We start from the raw sequence: 17,615 nt of genomic DNA on the forward strand, positions 1-17,615 counted from the left end.
ATACCATGAGTGGTTATTGCGGCTGTTGCCTACCGAGCATAAATCCCTGCTCTTCAAGTGTCTCTTCCCATACTACACAGCGGTTACGGCCGCTGTGCTTGGCTTGATAAAGCGCTTCATCGGCAAGGCGCAGCAATTTCTTAGGGTCTTGAGTGTGATCAGGATATGTTGCGACACCGCAGGAAAGCGTGATTTTCCGCAGCGAAGAGCCTTGATGAATAAATGCCTGATGAGCAATGGATGTTAACAGCGCCTTTGCGCGCGTCTCGGCAGCGATTCGGGAGGTAGCAGGTAGCAAGGCAACAAATTCTTCGCCCCCAAAGCGACAGATCACATCCAAATCTCTTAAGTGGTGCCGCAATAACAGGGCGATTTCGACCAGCACGGCATCTCCTGCGTCATGACCAAAATCATCGTTAATCTGTTTGAAGTGATCCACATCCAGCATTAGCACGGAGAGTTGACTGTCATGCTGCTTAGCTCGCTGGCAATGGTGCTCGAATGCCGTGTCGAAATGGCGACGGTTGTGCAAGCCTGTTAATGGGTCTTTGCGTGAGAGCCCTTCCAGTTCTTGAACTAACCGGTCGAGGTCGGCGGTTCGCGCCGCCACCTGCTGCTCTAGAGTCTCATTGGCCATGGCAAGTTGTTGCTGTGTATGCCGATAGTGCCACAGAAAAATAGCCGCGTTCGCTAAAGAAAAAGCCAGTGTGCCGTAGCTCAAGGGCACACTGCGCCAGCCCACAAAGCCGTGGGCGACCACCATATCGGCGAGTAGCAGCGGGGCAAAAAAAGTAAAACTCACTACCAGAAGCCGTTGTTCAAGGGTGAGCTTTTGAAAGCGCATGAGCGCAAGTGCCAGCATTATGGGGAGCGTTAAGGCCAGCATGACATCAAAGATGGGGAAGGTTAATGAAAGGCTCAGCACTCCCAATTGAACCAAACCAATCGCCAGCACCAGATACACCAAGTGAATAACCCAAAGGAGAGTTATCCAGCGCTTAGCGGTGCCCTCCAACCAATAGCTGAGTAACAACCCCAGTGCCACCGGCAGGGTGTAGTAACTGGCTGCTCGGAGTGTGTCCCAGGTCAATGGCTCATCGGCAATGAGTTGACGGGCTGGGGTCTCCGCAAGCAGCATTAGCCCTGAAGCATAAGCAAACAACGCAATAGACCCAAAACCACGGCGTTCGGGACCTATTAACGCGAAAATGGTGGCCAGGATAGCGAGCACCAATACCAAAGCACTCACACCGAGATCCTGAGCAGATTCATGGATAATTTGCTTTAAAACCTCAATGCGTTCCATTACCTGGACTTGGCCCCATAAGCCAATACTGGTGTAGTAAGAGTAAAAGCGAAAGGTAAGCGTCTGACCGGCGGCATTTTCTGGTAGGTCTATCATGTGCCAGGGCCAGCCCGCAAAATCGCCTTTTCCCTGTTCGTCAAATTCACCATATTGATAGATCAGTTCATCGTCTAGATAAACTTGCCCAATCAAATTGATACTGGTGATAAAAAGTACTGGATCGTTCCAATCACCGGCGGGCACTGTCGTACGTAACCAGAGGTGTTCGTGCCCGTTGCGGCCAGGTGGGTTCGAAGGGGAGTCAATCGACTGCCACTCTGTCGAGTCGCTTTGCAGCCATTGAGGATGGCTATCGGCATCGTAAGGAGAGTCGCCCCAGCGATACTCCCAATTATGGAGCGGTTTGGGAGAGGTATCAGCTAGTAGGTAGCCTGAATATGCCAACAGTAACGCAAGCGTTAAGAGCAGTAGAGTGCTTCGGCGAATGGCGAACCCACTAGGCGGCATGGTGAACGTCCTAATCTCTTGGTCGCGATCTTGCTATTAATAAGTGCTACATAGGGGCCATCATTAACGACGCTACGTGCACAATAAAAGTGAGGCTGAGCATTAAGCGTAGAGTTTAACGAATATGAACCTTACGTAGGTGATGTTTTCTTCAACGGTTGCTAGCGGTTAGCTTCCTGCACTTAACCCAAAAGCCTGGCTACTCGGGCCAGGCTTTGCAAAGCATATAAATACTCAAGTACGCTTTTAGTTACCGCTAGCGGCTCCGCCTACCAGCCCACTGCGAAAATCACTGTGATTACGGCTTTTAAGGTGGTTTGCGACTGTATCTTCTGGTGAGCCGGCCATTTCGCGGAACATGCCCATTGAGCCAAGCAGAGCAGAGGACTCGTAGGGTACGAATACTCGCTCACCATTCTTCGCCATATTGGGTAGTACCTTGATATAGCTCTGGCCCAGCAGGTAGCCCACTACGGTGCGCTTATTCTCTTCACTATCGCCAATGGCACTAAGCACCAGTTTAATAGACTCCTGCTCACCCTGGGCACGTAGAATGGCCGACTCTTTGTCACCTTGAGCGTTGAGGATCGAGGATTCACGTTGCCCCTGGGCCATTGCAATCGCCGCTGATTTCTCCCCCTCGGCCTCGGTGACGGTGGCACGGCGCTTACGTTCGGCGGCCATTTGCAGGCGCATTGCAGTTTCCACCTCTTCCGGCATAGCGATGTCCTGCACCTCGACGCGGGAGATTTTGACCCCCCATTTAGACGCAGGCTCTTCCATCGCGGCCTGAATCTCATTATTCACTTCCGCACGGGATTCAAACAGTTTATCCAGTTCCATTTTACCGACCACTGAACGTAGCGTGGTTTTGGCCAGTACTTCGACGGCCTGGCTCATATTCTCTACCTCATAGACGGCCCGCTTGGGGTCGATGATTTGGTAGTAGAGCGCGCCGTTGATACGCACGGTGACGTTATCGGTGGTGACGACCGGTTGACCGGGGAAATCCATCACCGTTTCGCGGCGGTCAATGCGGGTTTCGTCGGTGGTGATAGCGGTATAGTCCTCACCCATTTTGCGATAGCGCAGCATGGTGATCGCGCGGGGTTGTTCGATAAATGGAATGATAATGTTAATGCCGCTTTCTAAAACGCGGTGAAAAGAACCTAGGCGCTCAACCACCATTACTTCCGATTGGCGAATAATAATTAGGCCTTTAGAGATGATCAGTACTGCGATCACGACAATAATGAGGCTTATTAATAAGCCGGGGCTTATAGGTAGATCCATGGTTAAGGCTCCTTGCGTTGGGAATTGTCATCTTGAAAGGCTGTGTCTTCAGGCTGATGTAATGCGACTAGCGCAGTGGTGCCTTCAAATCGTTTAAATATGACCAGCGTACCGCTGGGTAGCTCGGTTTCACCGCTTTCAAGTACGCGCAGGCGGTAGAAATCGCCGTTGACTTTAATGCCCGTGGCATCATCAAAATCCCGGCGTAGAGTAGTGTAGCGATTACCTTTTTCCACACCTGTGCCTGTTGTGCCATAAGCAACGCCGCGGGGGGAGAAGCGCGGGCGAATGACCATAATGCATATTGGCAGCAGTACCCCGGTAAAAATAGCCATGCCAAGCAGTTGCCAAGGAAGCGTTAATCCTAGCGCTGTAACGGCCGCTGTTAGCGCAGCGGCAATACCCAGCGCTAGCAGCACCATCGCGCCAGAAGTCAGCTCTGCCAAACTTAATAGTAAGGCGAGTACCAACCAGCTATAAGCCGGGCTCCAGTCCATAGCAGTGTTACTCCGTCGTGAATGCAAGTGTTAATGACAATTCGGTCAGCGTAACCTAATTATGTGAACTTATCTTGCTTAGGTCGCAAGCGTGTTTTTGGGTGCGAGCATATCCTCTGAAGGGTGCTATCCTGCCTGCCTTTAAAGATAGCGAGCATAAAAAAGGAGAAGGGCGTGTTGTCGGGCGTGGTCTATTGGCTGGATATGGCGGGTGTCATCGTGTTCGCGCTTTCGGGCGTGATTTTGGCGTGCCGGTCGCGCATGGATCCTATAGGTATGCTGGTGCTGGCAGCGGTGACCGGCATTGGTGGAGGCACGCTGCGTGATTTAGTGCTCGGTGTAAGGCCGGTGTTCTGGGTGACGGATCCAACCTACCTGTGGGTGATTTTAGCCACCGTGGGTGTGTCGTTGATGGGCTTTCACTATATCCACCGGCTGTCGCGGGGCTTTTTACCGATCGCTGATGCGTTTGGCTTGGCACTGTTTACTGTGATTGGGACTCATAAAGCACTGCTCCTGGGCACGTCTGGAACGGTAGCTGTCTTGATGGGCATGATGACCGGCGTAGCAGGCGGCATGATACGTGATGTATTGGCCCAGCGAGTGCCCATGGTGCTTCGCGAAGAAATTTATGCGACGGCAGCGATGGCTGGGGGAATCGTTTACGTGGCGCTGCATGCCCTGGAGGCGCCGCTAACCATGGCGATTGGCGCCTCACTAAGCGTCACCCTCGGGCTGCGTTTGGCGGCGATCCATTGGCACTTGGCGTTGCCGGTGTTTGCCTGGGTCACGGTGCCGCCGAAAACCCATGATGAGGCGGCAGCACCGCTCTCGACACCGCAAAAGGCTAAAGAGCGGGTGAGGATGATTCGCCGTGAGCGCAAAAAACGCTAATCATTAGAGACTAAGGATTAAGGGAGCGGTTCGTCTCCCGCCAGCGGTCAAACCAGCGGCGGGGTTGAATAACATGCAAGGTTGGTTCGCTGTCCTCAAGTTCAACCCCTAATCCAATCACGCCAAGGTGGGCATAGAGCGCGCCGTTTGCGCTGCGGTCTGCCAGAGCGACATCGGAAAGCAGCAGCAGCGGGCCACCAGCGAGCGTCAAGTCGCTAAGGCTGATCTGCTTGCCGCTGATCTCTAGCTGCGCCGTGCCCTCGATATCGTGCACATTTAGCAGTCGCCCTAACCAGTCGCTATCCCTTGCGCGTGCGAGAAATAGCCGGGCGAGTAAACCGGTATCGCGCATCTCAAGGCGGAGCTGGCTGACGAGACGAATAGGGTCTTCCCACGCCAATTGCGCATCCAACATGGAAAGCGTTACCCACCAACCGGCATCGGCAGAGCCATTTTCACTTTGTCGGCTAACGTTCTCCAAGCGTAAGAATGAGTCATCTGCGTTAAAACGACGCGTTTCCAGGTCGCCGTCGGTTAGGTGTAAGTCGAGATGAACGTCGCCGCGAAGCTGCTGATCCAACAGCACTAACTCTGCGCCGAAGGCGCGCAGAGTTAGTTCGCCCTGTGCATTTAATCCTTCCAACAGCCACTCGCTTTCCAGGCTGGCTTGCCCATCCAGCAACCTAACACCCGCGCCTTCGGGCAGGTAGCGGTTGTAACGGGTGAAGTCGGGCACCTCGGTAATCGGCAGCGCGATGCGCGTGGTGAAGTGCTCGGGCTGTGGAGATTCAAGCACATCGCTAAAGCGCTCGGTTTGCGTGGTGAGAGCAAAGTGGCGTCCTTCCAGGTGCGGGCTATCATCGCCTTGGCGACTCAAGGCAAAGCGGGGGATGCCAAGCGAGAGCTGGGCCCGCTCGGTGCTATCCAACTGGGCGGTGAGCTCGCCCCGTCCGGTGGCGAGATAATCTAAAAACGTGACTTCTAACTGGTCGGCGTTGACCCGCAGCCGAGTGGGTGCCAGCAAGCGGTTATCGCGAAAGGCGCCCTGAGAAAAGAGTTGTCCTTCACCCGCGATGGCTAAACCGTGGGCGTCAGGCAAAAACGCATTTAAAAAGCCTAGCCGTTGCACGCTTCCCTCGAGTGAAAATTGCCCGCTTGGTACGTCACCTCTGCGTTGAAAGCGACCATCATTTAGCACCAATATGCTCTCTAAGCGTTCGCTCGGTTGGTCGATATCGGCCACTTGCCAGCTCAACCGGGTGCCGCTGATGTTCAGCGTTGAGCCATCCATTGCTGCCTGCTGAATAGGCAGGAAAAGCTGCATATCACTGGTTAACGTGCCGACTTGTTCGCCATGTTGCCAGCGTGTGGTAAGCCCGTTTCCGGCTAAATGTACCTCTCCGCTGAGCTGTTTTGACGCCATGGTGAGCTGGCCGTGGCTGGCGGCTTTCCCGCTAAGCAACTGCAGTGGCGCGGGGTCAGGTAAAATGGCGCCTAAGTAGGTTTGTAAAACGCTGATATTAGGCAGTTGCGCGGATTGCCAGCTCAATGTCGCGGATGCTTCTTCGCGGGCCTTTTCTGGATCAGCTGGGCTCGATGCCGAGACGTTGATAGCGGCATCGTCAAGCAGCAGACGCTCCTGGTGGTGCAGCGTGGCGTTGGCAAAGTAAAGCGTTGCTTCGATAATTTCTTGTGGCGTTAGCTGGGCATCTAATGAGCCGCCACCTCGGGCAATGAAGCCACGCGTATCTGCCATCAACTCAGTTGCTTGAATACTTAGTTGGGCATCAAAAAGGCGCGATTGGCGAATGCTGGCAGAGGCCTCAATTTGCCCATGGCCGGAAAGACTGATGCCTTCCAGTTCAGAGTTCTCACGTTCAGAATCCTGTCCTTCAGAACTCTCTCCTTCAGAACCCCGTTCTCCTATACCGGGCGAAAGATATCGATCCAGCATATCCAGGCGGGTGATATCGCCTTGCAAGGCGAGTGTCGCTGAGGTGGGAAGGTCGAGTTGATCCAGTCGCTGATTAGGAATTTGGGTCGCAAGGCGTAGCTCGGTATGCTCTGCGTAAGGGTGCGTGTCGGCTAGCTCAACATCGGCCAGCTGCGTTGAAAAATGCAGTTGATCGTTCTCAACCGACAAGCGCACTTGGCCCTCGCCCGTAGCCGTGTGACGAGGCGGAGGGGTATCCGCCAGTATCCAGCGCGGCGAGTCAGTCGGCGCATGTAAACGTTGCTCATCAATCGCTAAGCGTAGCAGGGGCGCGTTCAGTATAAGCTTGCTGCCGGGCTGTAATTCTCCTGCGGTGAGCTCCAGTGCTCCAGTTAGCGCCCCGCGCCCTTCAATGGTTAGCCAGGGCAGGGTGCCTAGGTAGGGCATAAAGACATTCCAGGCATCCGCCTGGGCATCCAACTGAAGCTGCGCTGAGAGCGCTGCTAGTAGGTTGGGGTTCAGCTCGCCGCTGGTAGCGTCGACAGGAGTTATCGAATTGAGCGTTGCATCAGCGTTAAGGTTAATATCACGCACTAAGGTCTCTTGATCACTCAAGCGAACTAAACGACCATTGGTAATGGCGAGGGAAACGTTAGGAATCGCTAGGGTGTCGCGACTTAGCGTGGTCTCCGTTACCTGCAGCTGGCCGTCAGCTTCAAGCGCGATGTCACCAACGGTCAGGCGGCGAATACCCTCGGCATCGAGTGTGTCGATATGCAGTTCGCCGCGTAATAGAGCCATTAGCGAGAGCGAAAGGGTGGCGCGTTCGGCTTCAATTGAGATGGGCAGTGCTTCATCTTCACGAGCGAGATAGAGTCCCTCTACTTCCCAGCGGCCTGGGGGGCGGCTAACGCCTTGCTCCCAGCGGATGTCGATGCCCTCGAATTGTGAAATGCGCTCGGGCAGCCACTGGCTGTTAAGCAGCCAATAGCTGCCCGCCACCCAGGTAAAGAGGATAAACAGTAGGCCAACCAACGCCCTTCGCAGCAGGCGAGGTAGGCGATTTTTACGAGTGTTCGCGTCTGACATAGTGGCTTCCCTAGCAGATAACTCCTGTTGGGGCGTGTTTTATGGCATTATGCGCGGCGTTGGGCAGTGACGGGTTTTCGATTTCAACGCTAGGCAGGCAACAAACGCCATGTTCAAGGATTTTTACGCGCAGCGCGGAGAGTATGTAGTGATCTCCGCAGAGCAGGCCAGTCGCTTCGCCAAAGGCGTGGCGGGTGACTACAACCCCATTCATAACCCGGATGCACGCCGTTTTTGTGTGCCCGGTGATCTACTGTTTGTACTGATACTCACAAAGTTTGGGTTGTCGCGGCAAATGGAATTTCGCTTCACCAACATGGTGGGCGCTGATACGCCGCTTAAGTTTAGCGAAGCAGACAACGGTGCACTTCACGTCTGTGATGAGAGCGGCAAATGTTACTTACAGGTGGTGCGTAGTGGTGACATTACCCACGATCCTGCGGTGGTGGAAGCCTTTGCGCGTTGCTATGTCGCGTTTTCAGGCAAAAACTTTCCGCACTATCTCAAACCGCTGATGGAAGAGCACGGGGTCATGTTTAACCCCAAACGTCCACTGGTGATCTACGATAGCATGGGGTTTTCACTCGAGCGCTTGGATGGTTTTGCACCGGGCTTGACGCTGAACCACTCTTCGCTGGAGGTGCACGGTAAACGCGCCGATGCACTGCTGGAGTTCTCTATTGAGTCCGCCGGGGAGGCCGTAGGGGTGGGTTCCAAAAAGCTCGTAGTGAGCGGCCTTTGTGACTATGACGCCGATGAAATGGCCGCTATTGTAGAAGAGTTCTATCGTCTCAAGGCCGCTTACGAGACGGCCTCGACTTGAACACTGGTACTTAGCCTCTTGCGAGGCTAAGTATGGATAAGACGCTTATTGGTCAGGCTTGTCCTGCACCGTCAAGCCAACCGTGGTAATACGGCCACCGAGTGTCGCCAGTACCGCCAGCATGATGCCATCGAGCTGAAGTGAGTCGCCTATCTCCGGTTGGCTGGAGAGTGTATTGCGCAGCAGTGCGTCGAGAGTCGTCTGGCCATCCTCTCCTTCGATCAACACGCCATACGAGTGGCGTAAATCGTCTATCCTTGTACTGCCCTTGAGCTTTAGCTCCTGATCGGGCAGCTCTTCACTGACCACGCCCACCGCATCTGAAAAGACACAGTCGATAAACGGCCTCGTCTCGGGACGCAGCACCACGAACAGGTGATCGCCAGCCATTAGCTCTGTCGAGCCTCGCGGGGGAATTACGTCCTTACCCCGGGTAATCATCGCGACGACCGTCGTATCGGGTAGTGCCATTTGTGAAAGCCGCCGACCCGCTGCGCGTGGATGGTCGCTCAGGGTGTACTCCACAATATCGGCATCTACCTCTTCCAGCGCGGTAATCTCAAGGCTGGCCGCCGGTACCGCTGGCGGTTTTTCAGTCAATCCCAGCTTGCGGGCCACCACTGGCAGAGTGGTGCCCTGGATGGTTGCCGAGATCAGCACCACGAAAAACACCACATTGAAGATTAATTCTGCACCCTCCAGCCCAAACATCAGCGGAAAAATAGCCAGGATAATAGGGACGGAGCCACGTAGGCCTACCCAGGCCACTAAACTGGCTTCACGGGCATTGAAGCCGAACAGTTTCATGACCGGCAACACGGCGATTGGCCGGGCAACCAAAATCAGTACCGCAGCAATCACCAGCCCTTCCAGCCATACATCCAGCAGAGACACCGGGTTTATCAGCAGCCCCAATACCACGAACATCACGATCTGGCTTAGCCAGGCGAGCCCATCATGAAACAGGAATGTGCTGCGCTGAAAGGCGATACGGTGGTTGCCAATGAACACCCCGGTCAGGAAAATGGCCAGGAATCCGCTACCCCCTGCGTTGGCTGAGATACCAAAGGAAAGGAAGCCACACGCGGCCACCATTACCGGGTAAAGGCCCGAGGCCACCAGATGGATGCGGTTAATGATCTTGACCGATGCCCATCCTACGCCAAGCCCTACCAGGCCCCCTACGCCCATCTGCATGACGAAAAGCTCAAGCAGCCCCATGCCTGGTTTCATGCCATTGACCAGCACTTCCAGCAACCCGACGGTAAGGAAAATAGCCATCGGGTCGTTTGAGGCGCTTTCGATCTCTAGCGTGGATTTCAGTTTTTTATTGATATGTATGCCGGCGTTTCTTAACAGCGAAAATACCGCTGCGGCATCTGTGGAGCCCACGATAGCCCCTAGTAGCAGGCCTTCCAGCAGCGGTAAGTCGAGAATGTAGGCGGCTGCCACGCCGGTGATTAGAGCCGTGATCAACACCCCGAAAGTGGCGAGCAGGGAGGCGGGTTTCCAGACTTTTCGAATCGATGAGGTAGGCGTTTGAAGCCCGCCGTCAAAGAGGATCATTGCCAGCGCCAGCGTGCCTAGGGCATGTGCCCCCGCTGGGTTGTCGAAGGCGATCCCTCCAATACCACTCTCACCGGCCAGCATGCCAATGACCAAGAACAGAACCAGGACAGGTAAGCCAAGGCGGGCAGATAATTTGCTCGATACAATGCCCACCAATATCAAAATCGCAGCAAGTAAAATGAGCTTGTCAACGGGAAACATAAACGGAGAACCCTTCTAAAAAGGTACTGATAGTTTGAATGGCAGCGTGTCTCTAAAGCGGTGCCACTAATGAATAACTGAACAACTACGTAGTTAGCTCTTTGCGAGGATAGGCGGTGCCCGACCGGGGGGAAGAAGGAGGGCACAGCCGCTGGTGTCGTTTGAAACGACACGGCCAAGAATTGCCTGGTGGGAGATAGCTGAATGCAGCGAGGCGAAAAAGCTAACGGGAGGGGGATCGTCGGCTGACCATTCGATGGCCTTCAAAAGCTCTTTATCTACCTGCCGCTTGGTGGCATCGTTTCTTATTCGTAGCTTGGTGGGGAGTGGCGCGAAAGCGTAGTGACTCGAAAGACTTTTCAGGCTTTCATCGGTCTGTTGCAGCTCGGTGAAATGTGGCTTGTAAAACTGTTCGACGGCACCCGATAGCAAGACCAGAAAACAGCCCAGAAGCAGGATCTGGGATGCCCAGAGAGGCGCATGCCCGACGTTTTTTCCATCCCCACCCCCTTGCTGCATCGAGTCTTCCTTGAACAAGCCAACTATGTAGCTGTTATACCTTAGGTGGAGTTGGTTTGCATCAGCCCACCAGTGGCATGACATCCACTTCGACTTCCAGGCGGTGTTCGCCGCCCCCGTTCATGACGCCTTTTAGCGGGGCTACGTCGGCGTAATCTCGCCCCCAGGCCAGTACAGGGTGCTGTTCACTGGCCACGGTGCCATTGGTGGGGTCTAGGGCCAGCCACCCCCATTCGGGAATCCAGGTCGCCAACCATGCATGGGAAGCATCTGCGCCGATCAGGCGTGGCTGCCCGGGCGGGGGCTGGGTTTCCAAATAGCCACTGACATAGCGCGCAGCAAGACCTACCGAACGCAATGCACCAATCGCGAGATGAGCAAAATCCTGGCAGACACCCCGCCGGTTGGCGAGTACTTCGCTTAGCGGCGTTGCAAGTGTGGTAAAGCTGGGGTCGTACTCGAAGGTTTGATGAATCAGTTCATTGAGCGCGAGAGTCGCCTCGACTATTGGCCTGCCTGGGGTAAAGCAGCTGTGGGCAAAGGTGGCCAGCTCATCATTACGGCGAATAAACGGTGAGTCGAGGCGGTAAAGTTGAATGTCAAAACTGTTGTTCTGGCTAAGCTGCTGAGCGACTTGTTCCCACGTCGTTGAGGTGGTGGGTAGCGCTGCTAAGGGGTGTGTACTCAACTGCGTTACCACCGTGACATCCAAGGTTTGATGAACTTCCTCCATGGCGAAATAGAGCACTCGATTGCCGAATACATCGCGGCGCTCCATCTGTACCTGCGGCGTGGGGCTGATCTGCAGTTCCGAGGCACCACAGTGCTGATGCGGCGTTTTACGTGGTAGCACCCGAGCTTCACTATGGCACAGCGTCACGGGGGCGCTGTAGTGGTAGCGGGTGGTATGGCGCAGCGTGTAGTTCATGCATCAGGCTCCATGCTGACTAACTGGCGTGGCCGCTCCACGTGGCTGAAATGACTCTGACTGATGGCTTCAGAAAGCGCGCTTAAGGGGGCAATTAAAGCATCCAGCAGTTGCTCTAAGGCATCCTGTGCCTCCGGTGTATCGGCTAGATGACTTAAGCGATCAATGTCGGCCAGGTGCAGTGCCGCATTGGCCTGAATTAATAGCCGCCGTTCGGCGTTACGGTAGGGCGATGAGCTGCCCGGCAGGCGATCCATCTGTCGTTCAATGCGCTTGAGCATATAGCCCACCGAGCGAGGATTGGTTTCATCGAACAGCAGTAGATCGAGAATCGCCGCAGGGTGAAGCTCACTGCGGTAGCGGCGGCGATAGGCGGTAAAGTTATCGGTGGTGGCGAGCACGACTTCCCACAACGCCAGCCCCGGCGAGTGCGGCGCATTGAGGGTGAGCTTGAGCAGCGAGAGCAGTCCCAGCACGCGATCCAGGAAGCGGCCGATATCCATAAACCGCCAGCCGTAGTGATGGGGCATGGTTTCGTTACACAGCCCGAAGAAGGCGGCTAGCTGAGCAGACAGCCCTTCGCAAGCGCGCCGCGCCGCGCTTGCCCCCAAGCTGGGGTTGAAGGTAGCCATGCGCTGACGCAGTTGATGCACCACCCGCCAGGAGTCATCGCCTAAGTGGTCACGCACGCTGCGTGCGTTGCGCATTAGTTGGGCAAACAGTGGCTGTAAGGCCTGGGGATCCACGTCATCAAACTGCGCCAGTAACGCGGCGCGCTTTAGATCAAAACCAATCAAAGGTGCCTGTAGTCGCTGTTGGTCCTCTTCGTTTAGCGTGGTGATATCCAGTGCCAGCAGAAGTTCATCGAGCAGCTGATCGGCGATCTCATCCTGGTCGTACTCCATTAGCCTCATTAGCGCTTCACGCAGAAGTCGCGCGCGGGTGTCTAAGCGCTCGCCGTAGCGGCCTAACCAAAACAGGCTTTCGGCTACTCGGCTGGGTAGGTCGGTGCCGTCACGGGTGGCCACCACCGGGCCGCGGGCCTGGCGGAGCTGGCTGACATGGGGCTGAGGAGAGGCTGCCGTAACCCAGACATCTTTAACGATGGTGCTGCTTAGTGATGGCAAGCCAGGTTCGCCAACCCAAGCTAAACCACCGGGCATTACTTGGTACTCGCCAGCCGCACTATTTTTAGCAGCAGTGCTGCTTTTGGCAGTGGCATTGGGGGTGCGTGTTACAAAGCAGCGTAGGTTGAGCGTGGTGGGCTCCAGGCGCTGTAGGTGGCTATCAAAAACCGGCGCGGTGGCTGGCTGCGTCGTGGCATTGACGTTGGGCAGCAGCAGGGTCTCACCCAGAAGATGCTCGCACAGCATCGGTAAGTAGTCCGCTAACACCGGGGCTTCCAAAATGCCTACCCCCAAGGCGTTAGATAGCGCCACGCCGCCTGAGCGCATGGCCTGGAGTAGCCCGGGTACGCCCAGCTGCGAATCGCCGCGCAGTTCCAGCGGGTCGCAGTAAGCGTCGTCGCAGTGGCGCAGTATCACATCGACTGGCTGTAGACCGCCCAGGGTGCGCAGCCATACTTGGGTATCGCGTACGACTAAATCCTGGCCTTCTACCAGTGCAATATTGAGGTAATTGGCTAAATAGGCGTGCTCAAAATAGCGTGGGCTCCCCGGCCCCGGCGTTAATAAGATAAGCGTGGGGTTATCGCGATGCTGATAGGCCATGGCGATCAGCGTGCGGTGGTGTAGGTCAAGAAACCCCGCTAGCCGCTTTAAGGGTGCATTGCGATACATATCCGGCAGGGCGCGGGCCATCAGTATACGGTTTTCGAGCGCAAGCCCAGTACCGGATGGCGCCTGTAGGCGGTCTGCCAACACCCGCCACTGGCCCTGAGTATCCTGAATCACATCCACACCGTGGAAAATAATCGGCGCGCGGTCATTGGGCAGCGACTGGTGGCAGGGCAGTAATAAATGCGCTGAGGCAAGCAGCTCTTGGGTGGGGAGTAGTCCAGCCTCAAAGAGCGTTTTGGGCCCATAGATATCGTCGTAGAGGGCGCTCAGCAGACGACTGCGCTGGATTAGCCCCGCTTCTAATGCTTGCCACTGTGGTTCATCAATCACCCAGGGTAGCGGGTCGAGCCGCCACGAACGCCCCTGGGTTTCATCATGCATATTGAAAATTACGCCGTTTTCAGCCAGTAGGCGCTGAATCTCGTCATGCTGCTGGTGACGACCCGTCGGGCCCAGGCCCTCCAATGAGCCGAGTAAGCTCTGCCAGCCAGGGCGTAACTGCCCCTGGCCATCGAGCATGGCGTCGAACGTGCCGGGCTGTCCCTTGCCTAGCTGGTGTAAGTAATCCTCAACGAGCCCGTTAGCCACGGGCGCGAGAAGTGAGGGAGAGACAGGGGCCGTCATTATCCTTGTAATCCTAAGCAGTAGGAGGCGGATTATCCTGCACTAGTCGCTAAGAGAAAAGCATTAGCTAGGCGTCCAGCGCAGGTCGAGGGTCTGCGGCAGTTCCAGGCTGGGGGTTTCCAGCTTGGGAACCTGATGGCCATGACTATGGCCGCTGTCACTAAAACGCCCCAGTCTTCGCGCTTCGGCTTCAAACGCATTGACCGGGAAGGTATCGAAATTACGCCCTGTGGGGTGCACTACGTAGTAAGTACAGCCCGCGACTGAGCGCTGGTTCCAGGTGTCGATCACATCAAACACCAGCGGCGCGTGAATGGGGATCTGCGGATGCAGCGCCGAGGGCGGCTGCCAAGCGCGGTAACGCACCCCGGCCACCGCTTCGCCGTTTCTGCCGGTAGCTGAAAGGGGCACCCGGCGGCCGTTGCAGGTCACCACATAGCGGTCACCGCTCATGCCACTCACCTTGACTTCCAGGCGCTCCACTGAGGAATCCACGTAGCGGGCAGTGCCGCCAGCTGAGGCCTCTTCGCCCAATACATGCCAGGGTTCGATGGCTTGGCGCAGCTCAATATCCAGCATGGGGGTGTGCAAGCGTCCGTGCAGCGGGAAGCGAAACTCCAGGAAGGGGGCGAACCACTCTAGATCAAAATCGAAGCCGTGGTGGCGCAAGTCACCCAGCACGTCGTCAAGGTCGCTCCAGAGGTAGTGGGGAAGCATCCAGCGATCCTGCAAGGCGCTGCCCCAGCGCACCGGTTTGGCTCGGTAGGGCGTTTTCCAGCAGCGGGCTACCAGTGCGCGGATCAGCAGCATCTGCATCAGCCCCATGCGGGCATGGGGTGGCATCTCAAAGCCGCGTAGTTCCAGTAAGCCGAGGCGACCGCTGTCGCTATCCGGCGAGTAGAGCTTGTCGATACAGAATTCGGCGCGGTGAGTATTGCCGGTTAAGTCGGTGAGCAGGTGGCGCAATAAGCGATCGACCAGCCAGGGCTGCACCACTTCGCCTTCGGGCATTTGCTGTAGGGCGATCTCCAGCTCATAGAGGGCTTCATGGCGAGCTTCATCCACCCGCGGCGCCTGGCTGGTGGGGCCAATAAACAGACCCGAAAACAGGTAAGAGAGACTCGGGTGGTGCTGCCAGTAGGTGACTAAACTGGCGAGCAGATCCGGACGACGCAAAAACGGTGAATCGTCAGGCGTCAACCCGCCCAGGGTGACATGGTTGCCACCGCCGGTACCGGTGTGGCGGCCATCGAGCATAAACTTTTCAGTGCCCAGGCGGGTTTCACGGGCTTCCGCATACAGCCGTTCGGTTTGTGCAACCAGGGTTTGCCAACTGGCCGCAGGCATAATATTCACTTCGATCACGCCTGGGTCGGGGGTGATCATAAAATTTTCCAGACGCGGATCCCGAGGTGGCGAGTAGCCCTCTATCATGACCGGGCAAGCGAGTTCCTTGGCGCACTCCTCAACGGTGCTAAGTAGATCCAGGTAGTGCTCTAAGCCGGTCAGCGGGGGCAGGAAAATATTTAGGCGACCATCCCTTGGCTCCACACATAGGCTGGTGTGAATAACATTACTTTCCCTATCGCTGTTTGCCTGGGGCTGCTGTTGAACGGATTCGCCCTCGGGGTGTGATGGGCTCGGGTGGCTTGAGCGCCCCAAGCGTTCGGCATCACTGATATGTAGCTGTTCGGCGTTGCGGCGGGCAACTTCACCGTGAATATCACCCAGCTCAGGCCGAGGAGCGAACAGCGATTCAGGCTGCGGCTGCTCCTCTGGGTCAGCCCAGGGAAGCGTTGAAAGGGGTAAGCGTAGGCCCATGGGCGAATCGCCGGGCACCAGAAATAAGTGGTCGCGCTTGAGCGGCCAGCGGCCGCTCTCCCAGCGGTGGGCTTGGCTGATCGAGTGGCGCAGCGGCAGGGCGTAGCCCACGACTTCGTCTAACCCCTGCTCCAATAAGCGAGCTAAACGGTGGCGTTCGGCGTCATCTTTTAGATTGGCTTCGCGTGGGTCGACATTGACCGGCAGCGATTGCTCTTTCCAGAGGTAGTAGTAGGCATCTTCATACGCCGGAATCCAGTAGCGCTCAGCCACGCCCAGGCGTTCGCTAAGTGCTTTGGTAAAGCGTTGGGCAGTGGTGTCATCCACGGCTACCTTGGGGGCGCCTTCCATACAAGCTAGCCATTTTGGATCTCGCCATAGCGGCACGCCATCTTTCCGCCAATAGCAGGCCAGCGCCCAGCGCGGTAACGGTTCACCGGGGTACCATTTGCCCTGCTGTTGCTGAATAGCGCTGCCGGGCTCATAGGCGGCTTGCAGCCGGGTTAGCAGTGCCTCGGCGCGCTCGCGCTTGTGCTCACCTAACGCTTCGGTATTCCACTGTGGGCTCTCCATATCGTCGACGGATACAAACGTGGGTTCGCCCCCCATAGTAAGGCGAACGTCCTGCTGTAAGAGTTCAGCGTCCACTTGGTCGCCCAGCGTGCAGATACGGTGCCACTGTTCATCGCTATAGGGCTTGGTGACCCGTGGGTCTTCATGGATGCGCTCGACCTCCATGGTCACATCAAAGGTGACTTCACACTTATCCGAAAATCCGGTGATGGCCGCGGCGCTACCCGTCGTCGGAGTGGCGGCGAGGGGAATGTGTCCTTCGCCAGCGAATAGACCTGAGGTGGGGTCAAGGCCTACCCAGCCGGCGCCGGGCAGGAAGACTTCGGTCCAGGCGTGCAGGTCGGTGAAGTCCACCTCGCTGCCGCTAGGGCCGTCCAGCGCTTTAACATCTGACTTGAGCTGAATGAGATAGCCGGACACAAAACGAGCGGCGAGGCCCAGATGGCGGAAAATTTGCACCAGCAGCCAGGCACTGTCGCGGCAGGAGCCGCTGGCGAGTGTCAGCGTCTCTTCGCAGCTCTGGACACCGGGCTCCAGGCGCACTAGGTAACCGATGTCATTCTGCAGGCGTTGATTAAGCGCGACCAGAAAATCGACGGTGGTAGTCGGTTCACGGGGAACGGCTTTGAGCCACTCCATCAGCCGTGGCCCTGATTCGGTTATTTCAAGATAGGGGCTTAGTTCTTGGCGCAGCGCTTCTGGGTAAGCAAAGGGAATCGTTTGCGCAATATCGTCCAAAAAGAAATCGAACGGGTTGATCACCGTCATCGGGGCGATTAGCTCGACGGCAATGGTTAACTCTTGGCGCGGTTCAGGGAACACCACACGGGCATTGAAGTTGCCAAACGGATCCTGTTGCCAGTTTAAAAAGTGGTCATCGCCGGAGAGTTTGAGCGAGTACGACTCAATGTGAGTGCGGCAATGGGGCGCTGGGCGCAGTCGAATAACATGGGGCGAAAGACGCACCGGGCGGTCAAAGTGGTACGTCGTACGATGATACAAGGCAACGCGAATGGTCATGAGCCACCCTCAAAAGAACCGTTATTAACCGGCTGGTCGGTTGGGTTAAGGAATAACCGAACGTTTCGCAAGTATCGTTCCACTTTTACTTTTTTGCAGCCGCTATCTTAACTAAGACGTTTAACTAAAGTGGAAAGCGCTTTGCGCACCAATTTGACGCCACTTTTATGCACCAATGCGGCGCATAAAAGCGCTTTAATTTTCTCGTGCTCTCTGTCA

11 protein-coding genes are annotated in these 17,615 nt (G+C 56.1%); 2 read left to right on the plus strand and 9 right to left on the minus strand.

What is annotated here, in order from left to right; all coding sequences use genetic code 11:
- Window positions 1-13: 13 nt before the first annotated feature.
- The 3 genes from HALTITAN_RS20240 to HALTITAN_RS20250 form a co-directional block, all read right to left on the minus strand.
- Entirely contained in the window at window positions 14-1,813 is a 1,800-nt protein-coding gene (locus HALTITAN_RS20240) for a GGDEF domain-containing protein (RefSeq protein ID WP_009288201.1), read from the minus strand.
- A gap of 246 nt (window positions 1,814-2,059) precedes the next feature.
- The gene (locus tag HALTITAN_RS20245; RefSeq protein ID WP_009288202.1) at window positions 2,060-3,106 is read right to left on the minus strand and encodes an SPFH domain-containing protein; all 1,047 of its coding nucleotides are present in this window, start codon (window positions 3,104-3,106) and stop codon (window positions 2,060-2,062) included.
- Between the two features lie 2 nt (window positions 3,107-3,108).
- Window positions 3,109-3,603 (minus strand): NfeD family protein, encoded by a 495-nt coding sequence (locus HALTITAN_RS20250; protein WP_027960029.1) that lies wholly within the window; start codon window positions 3,601-3,603, stop codon window positions 3,109-3,111.
- 177 nt (window positions 3,604-3,780) lie between these two features.
- On the opposite strand from HALTITAN_RS20250, the gene HALTITAN_RS20255 reads away from it, so the two are divergent.
- Window positions 3,781-4,497 carry a trimeric intracellular cation channel family protein gene (locus HALTITAN_RS20255; protein WP_082116921.1) on the plus strand — a complete coding sequence of 239 codons (717 nt, stop codon included), beginning with the start codon at window positions 3,781-3,783 and terminating at the stop codon, window positions 4,495-4,497.
- 10 nt (window positions 4,498-4,507) lie between these two features.
- On the opposite strand, the gene HALTITAN_RS20260 is transcribed toward HALTITAN_RS20255, so the two are convergent.
- On the minus strand, window positions 4,508-7,519 hold the full coding sequence (locus HALTITAN_RS20260) for an AsmA family protein (protein ID WP_009288205.1): 3,012 nt from the start codon (window positions 7,517-7,519) through the stop codon (window positions 4,508-4,510).
- 109 nt (window positions 7,520-7,628) lie between these two features.
- Here HALTITAN_RS20260 and HALTITAN_RS20265 point away from each other — a divergent pair, with 109 nt between their 5' ends.
- Complete coding sequence (locus tag HALTITAN_RS20265; RefSeq protein WP_009288206.1) at window positions 7,629-8,342, plus strand: DUF3581 family protein; 714 nt, start codon at window positions 7,629-7,631, stop codon at window positions 8,340-8,342.
- Window positions 8,343-8,387: 45 nt separating this feature from the next.
- Here HALTITAN_RS20265 and HALTITAN_RS20270 read toward each other — a convergent pair whose 3' ends face one another.
- The 5 genes from HALTITAN_RS20270 to HALTITAN_RS20290 form a co-directional block, all read right to left on the minus strand.
- Window positions 8,388-10,112: a potassium/proton antiporter gene (locus tag HALTITAN_RS20270; RefSeq protein WP_009288207.1), complete on the minus strand. Its 1,725-nt coding sequence runs from the start codon at window positions 10,110-10,112 to the stop codon at window positions 8,388-8,390.
- A gap of 93 nt (window positions 10,113-10,205) precedes the next feature.
- Entirely contained in the window at window positions 10,206-10,631 is a 426-nt protein-coding gene (locus tag HALTITAN_RS20275; protein WP_027960031.1) for a hypothetical protein, read from the minus strand.
- A gap of 61 nt (window positions 10,632-10,692) precedes the next feature.
- On the minus strand, window positions 10,693-11,559 hold the full coding sequence (locus tag HALTITAN_RS20280) for a transglutaminase family protein (protein ID WP_022522531.1): 867 nt from the start codon (window positions 11,557-11,559) through the stop codon (window positions 10,693-10,695).
- Window positions 11,556-13,982: a circularly permuted type 2 ATP-grasp protein gene (locus HALTITAN_RS20285; protein ID WP_009288209.1), complete on the minus strand. Its 2,427-nt coding sequence runs from the start codon at window positions 13,980-13,982 to the stop codon at window positions 11,556-11,558. Before HALTITAN_RS20285 ends, HALTITAN_RS20280 begins: the two co-directional genes overlap by 4 nt.
- A gap of 63 nt (window positions 13,983-14,045) precedes the next feature.
- The gene (locus HALTITAN_RS20290; protein WP_009288210.1) at window positions 14,046-17,396 is read right to left on the minus strand and encodes a transglutaminase family protein; all 3,351 of its coding nucleotides are present in this window, start codon (window positions 17,394-17,396) and stop codon (window positions 14,046-14,048) included.
- Window positions 17,397-17,615 lie beyond the last annotated feature (219 nt).

It is taken from the genome of Vreelandella titanicae BH1 (genome assembly GCF_000336575.1).
GTDB classification, from domain to species: Bacteria; Pseudomonadota; Gammaproteobacteria; order Pseudomonadales; family Halomonadaceae; genus Vreelandella; species Vreelandella titanicae.

Bases quoted from the DNA above. Each gene is read 5' to 3' on its own strand.
- HALTITAN_RS20270 (WP_009288207.1), bottom strand. From the start codon at position 10,112: ATGTTTCCCGTTGACAAGCTCATTTTACTTGCTGCGATTTTGATATTG.
- HALTITAN_RS20240 (WP_009288201.1), bottom strand. From the start codon at position 1,813: ATGCCGCCTAGTGGGTTCGCCATTCGCCGAAGCACTCTACTGCTCTTA.
- HALTITAN_RS20280 (WP_022522531.1), bottom strand. From the start codon at position 11,559: ATGAACTACACGCTGCGCCATACCACCCGCTACCACTACAGCGCCCCC.
- HALTITAN_RS20275 (WP_027960031.1), bottom strand. From the start codon at position 10,631: ATGCAGCAAGGGGGTGGGGATGGAAAAAACGTCGGGCATGCGCCTCTC.
- HALTITAN_RS20245 (WP_009288202.1), bottom strand. From the start codon at position 3,106: ATGGATCTACCTATAAGCCCCGGCTTATTAATAAGCCTCATTATTGTC.
- HALTITAN_RS20285 (WP_009288209.1), bottom strand. From the start codon at position 13,982: ATGACGGCCCCTGTCTCTCCCTCACTTCTCGCGCCCGTGGCTAACGGG.
- HALTITAN_RS20250 (WP_027960029.1), bottom strand. From the start codon at position 3,603: ATGGACTGGAGCCCGGCTTATAGCTGGTTGGTACTCGCCTTACTATTA.
- HALTITAN_RS20260 (WP_009288205.1), bottom strand. From the start codon at position 7,519: ATGTCAGACGCGAACACTCGTAAAAATCGCCTACCTCGCCTGCTGCGA.
- HALTITAN_RS20265 (WP_009288206.1), top strand. From the start codon at position 7,629: ATGTTCAAGGATTTTTACGCGCAGCGCGGAGAGTATGTAGTGATCTCC.
- HALTITAN_RS20290 (WP_009288210.1), bottom strand. From the start codon at position 17,396: ATGACCATTCGCGTTGCCTTGTATCATCGTACGACGTACCACTTTGAC.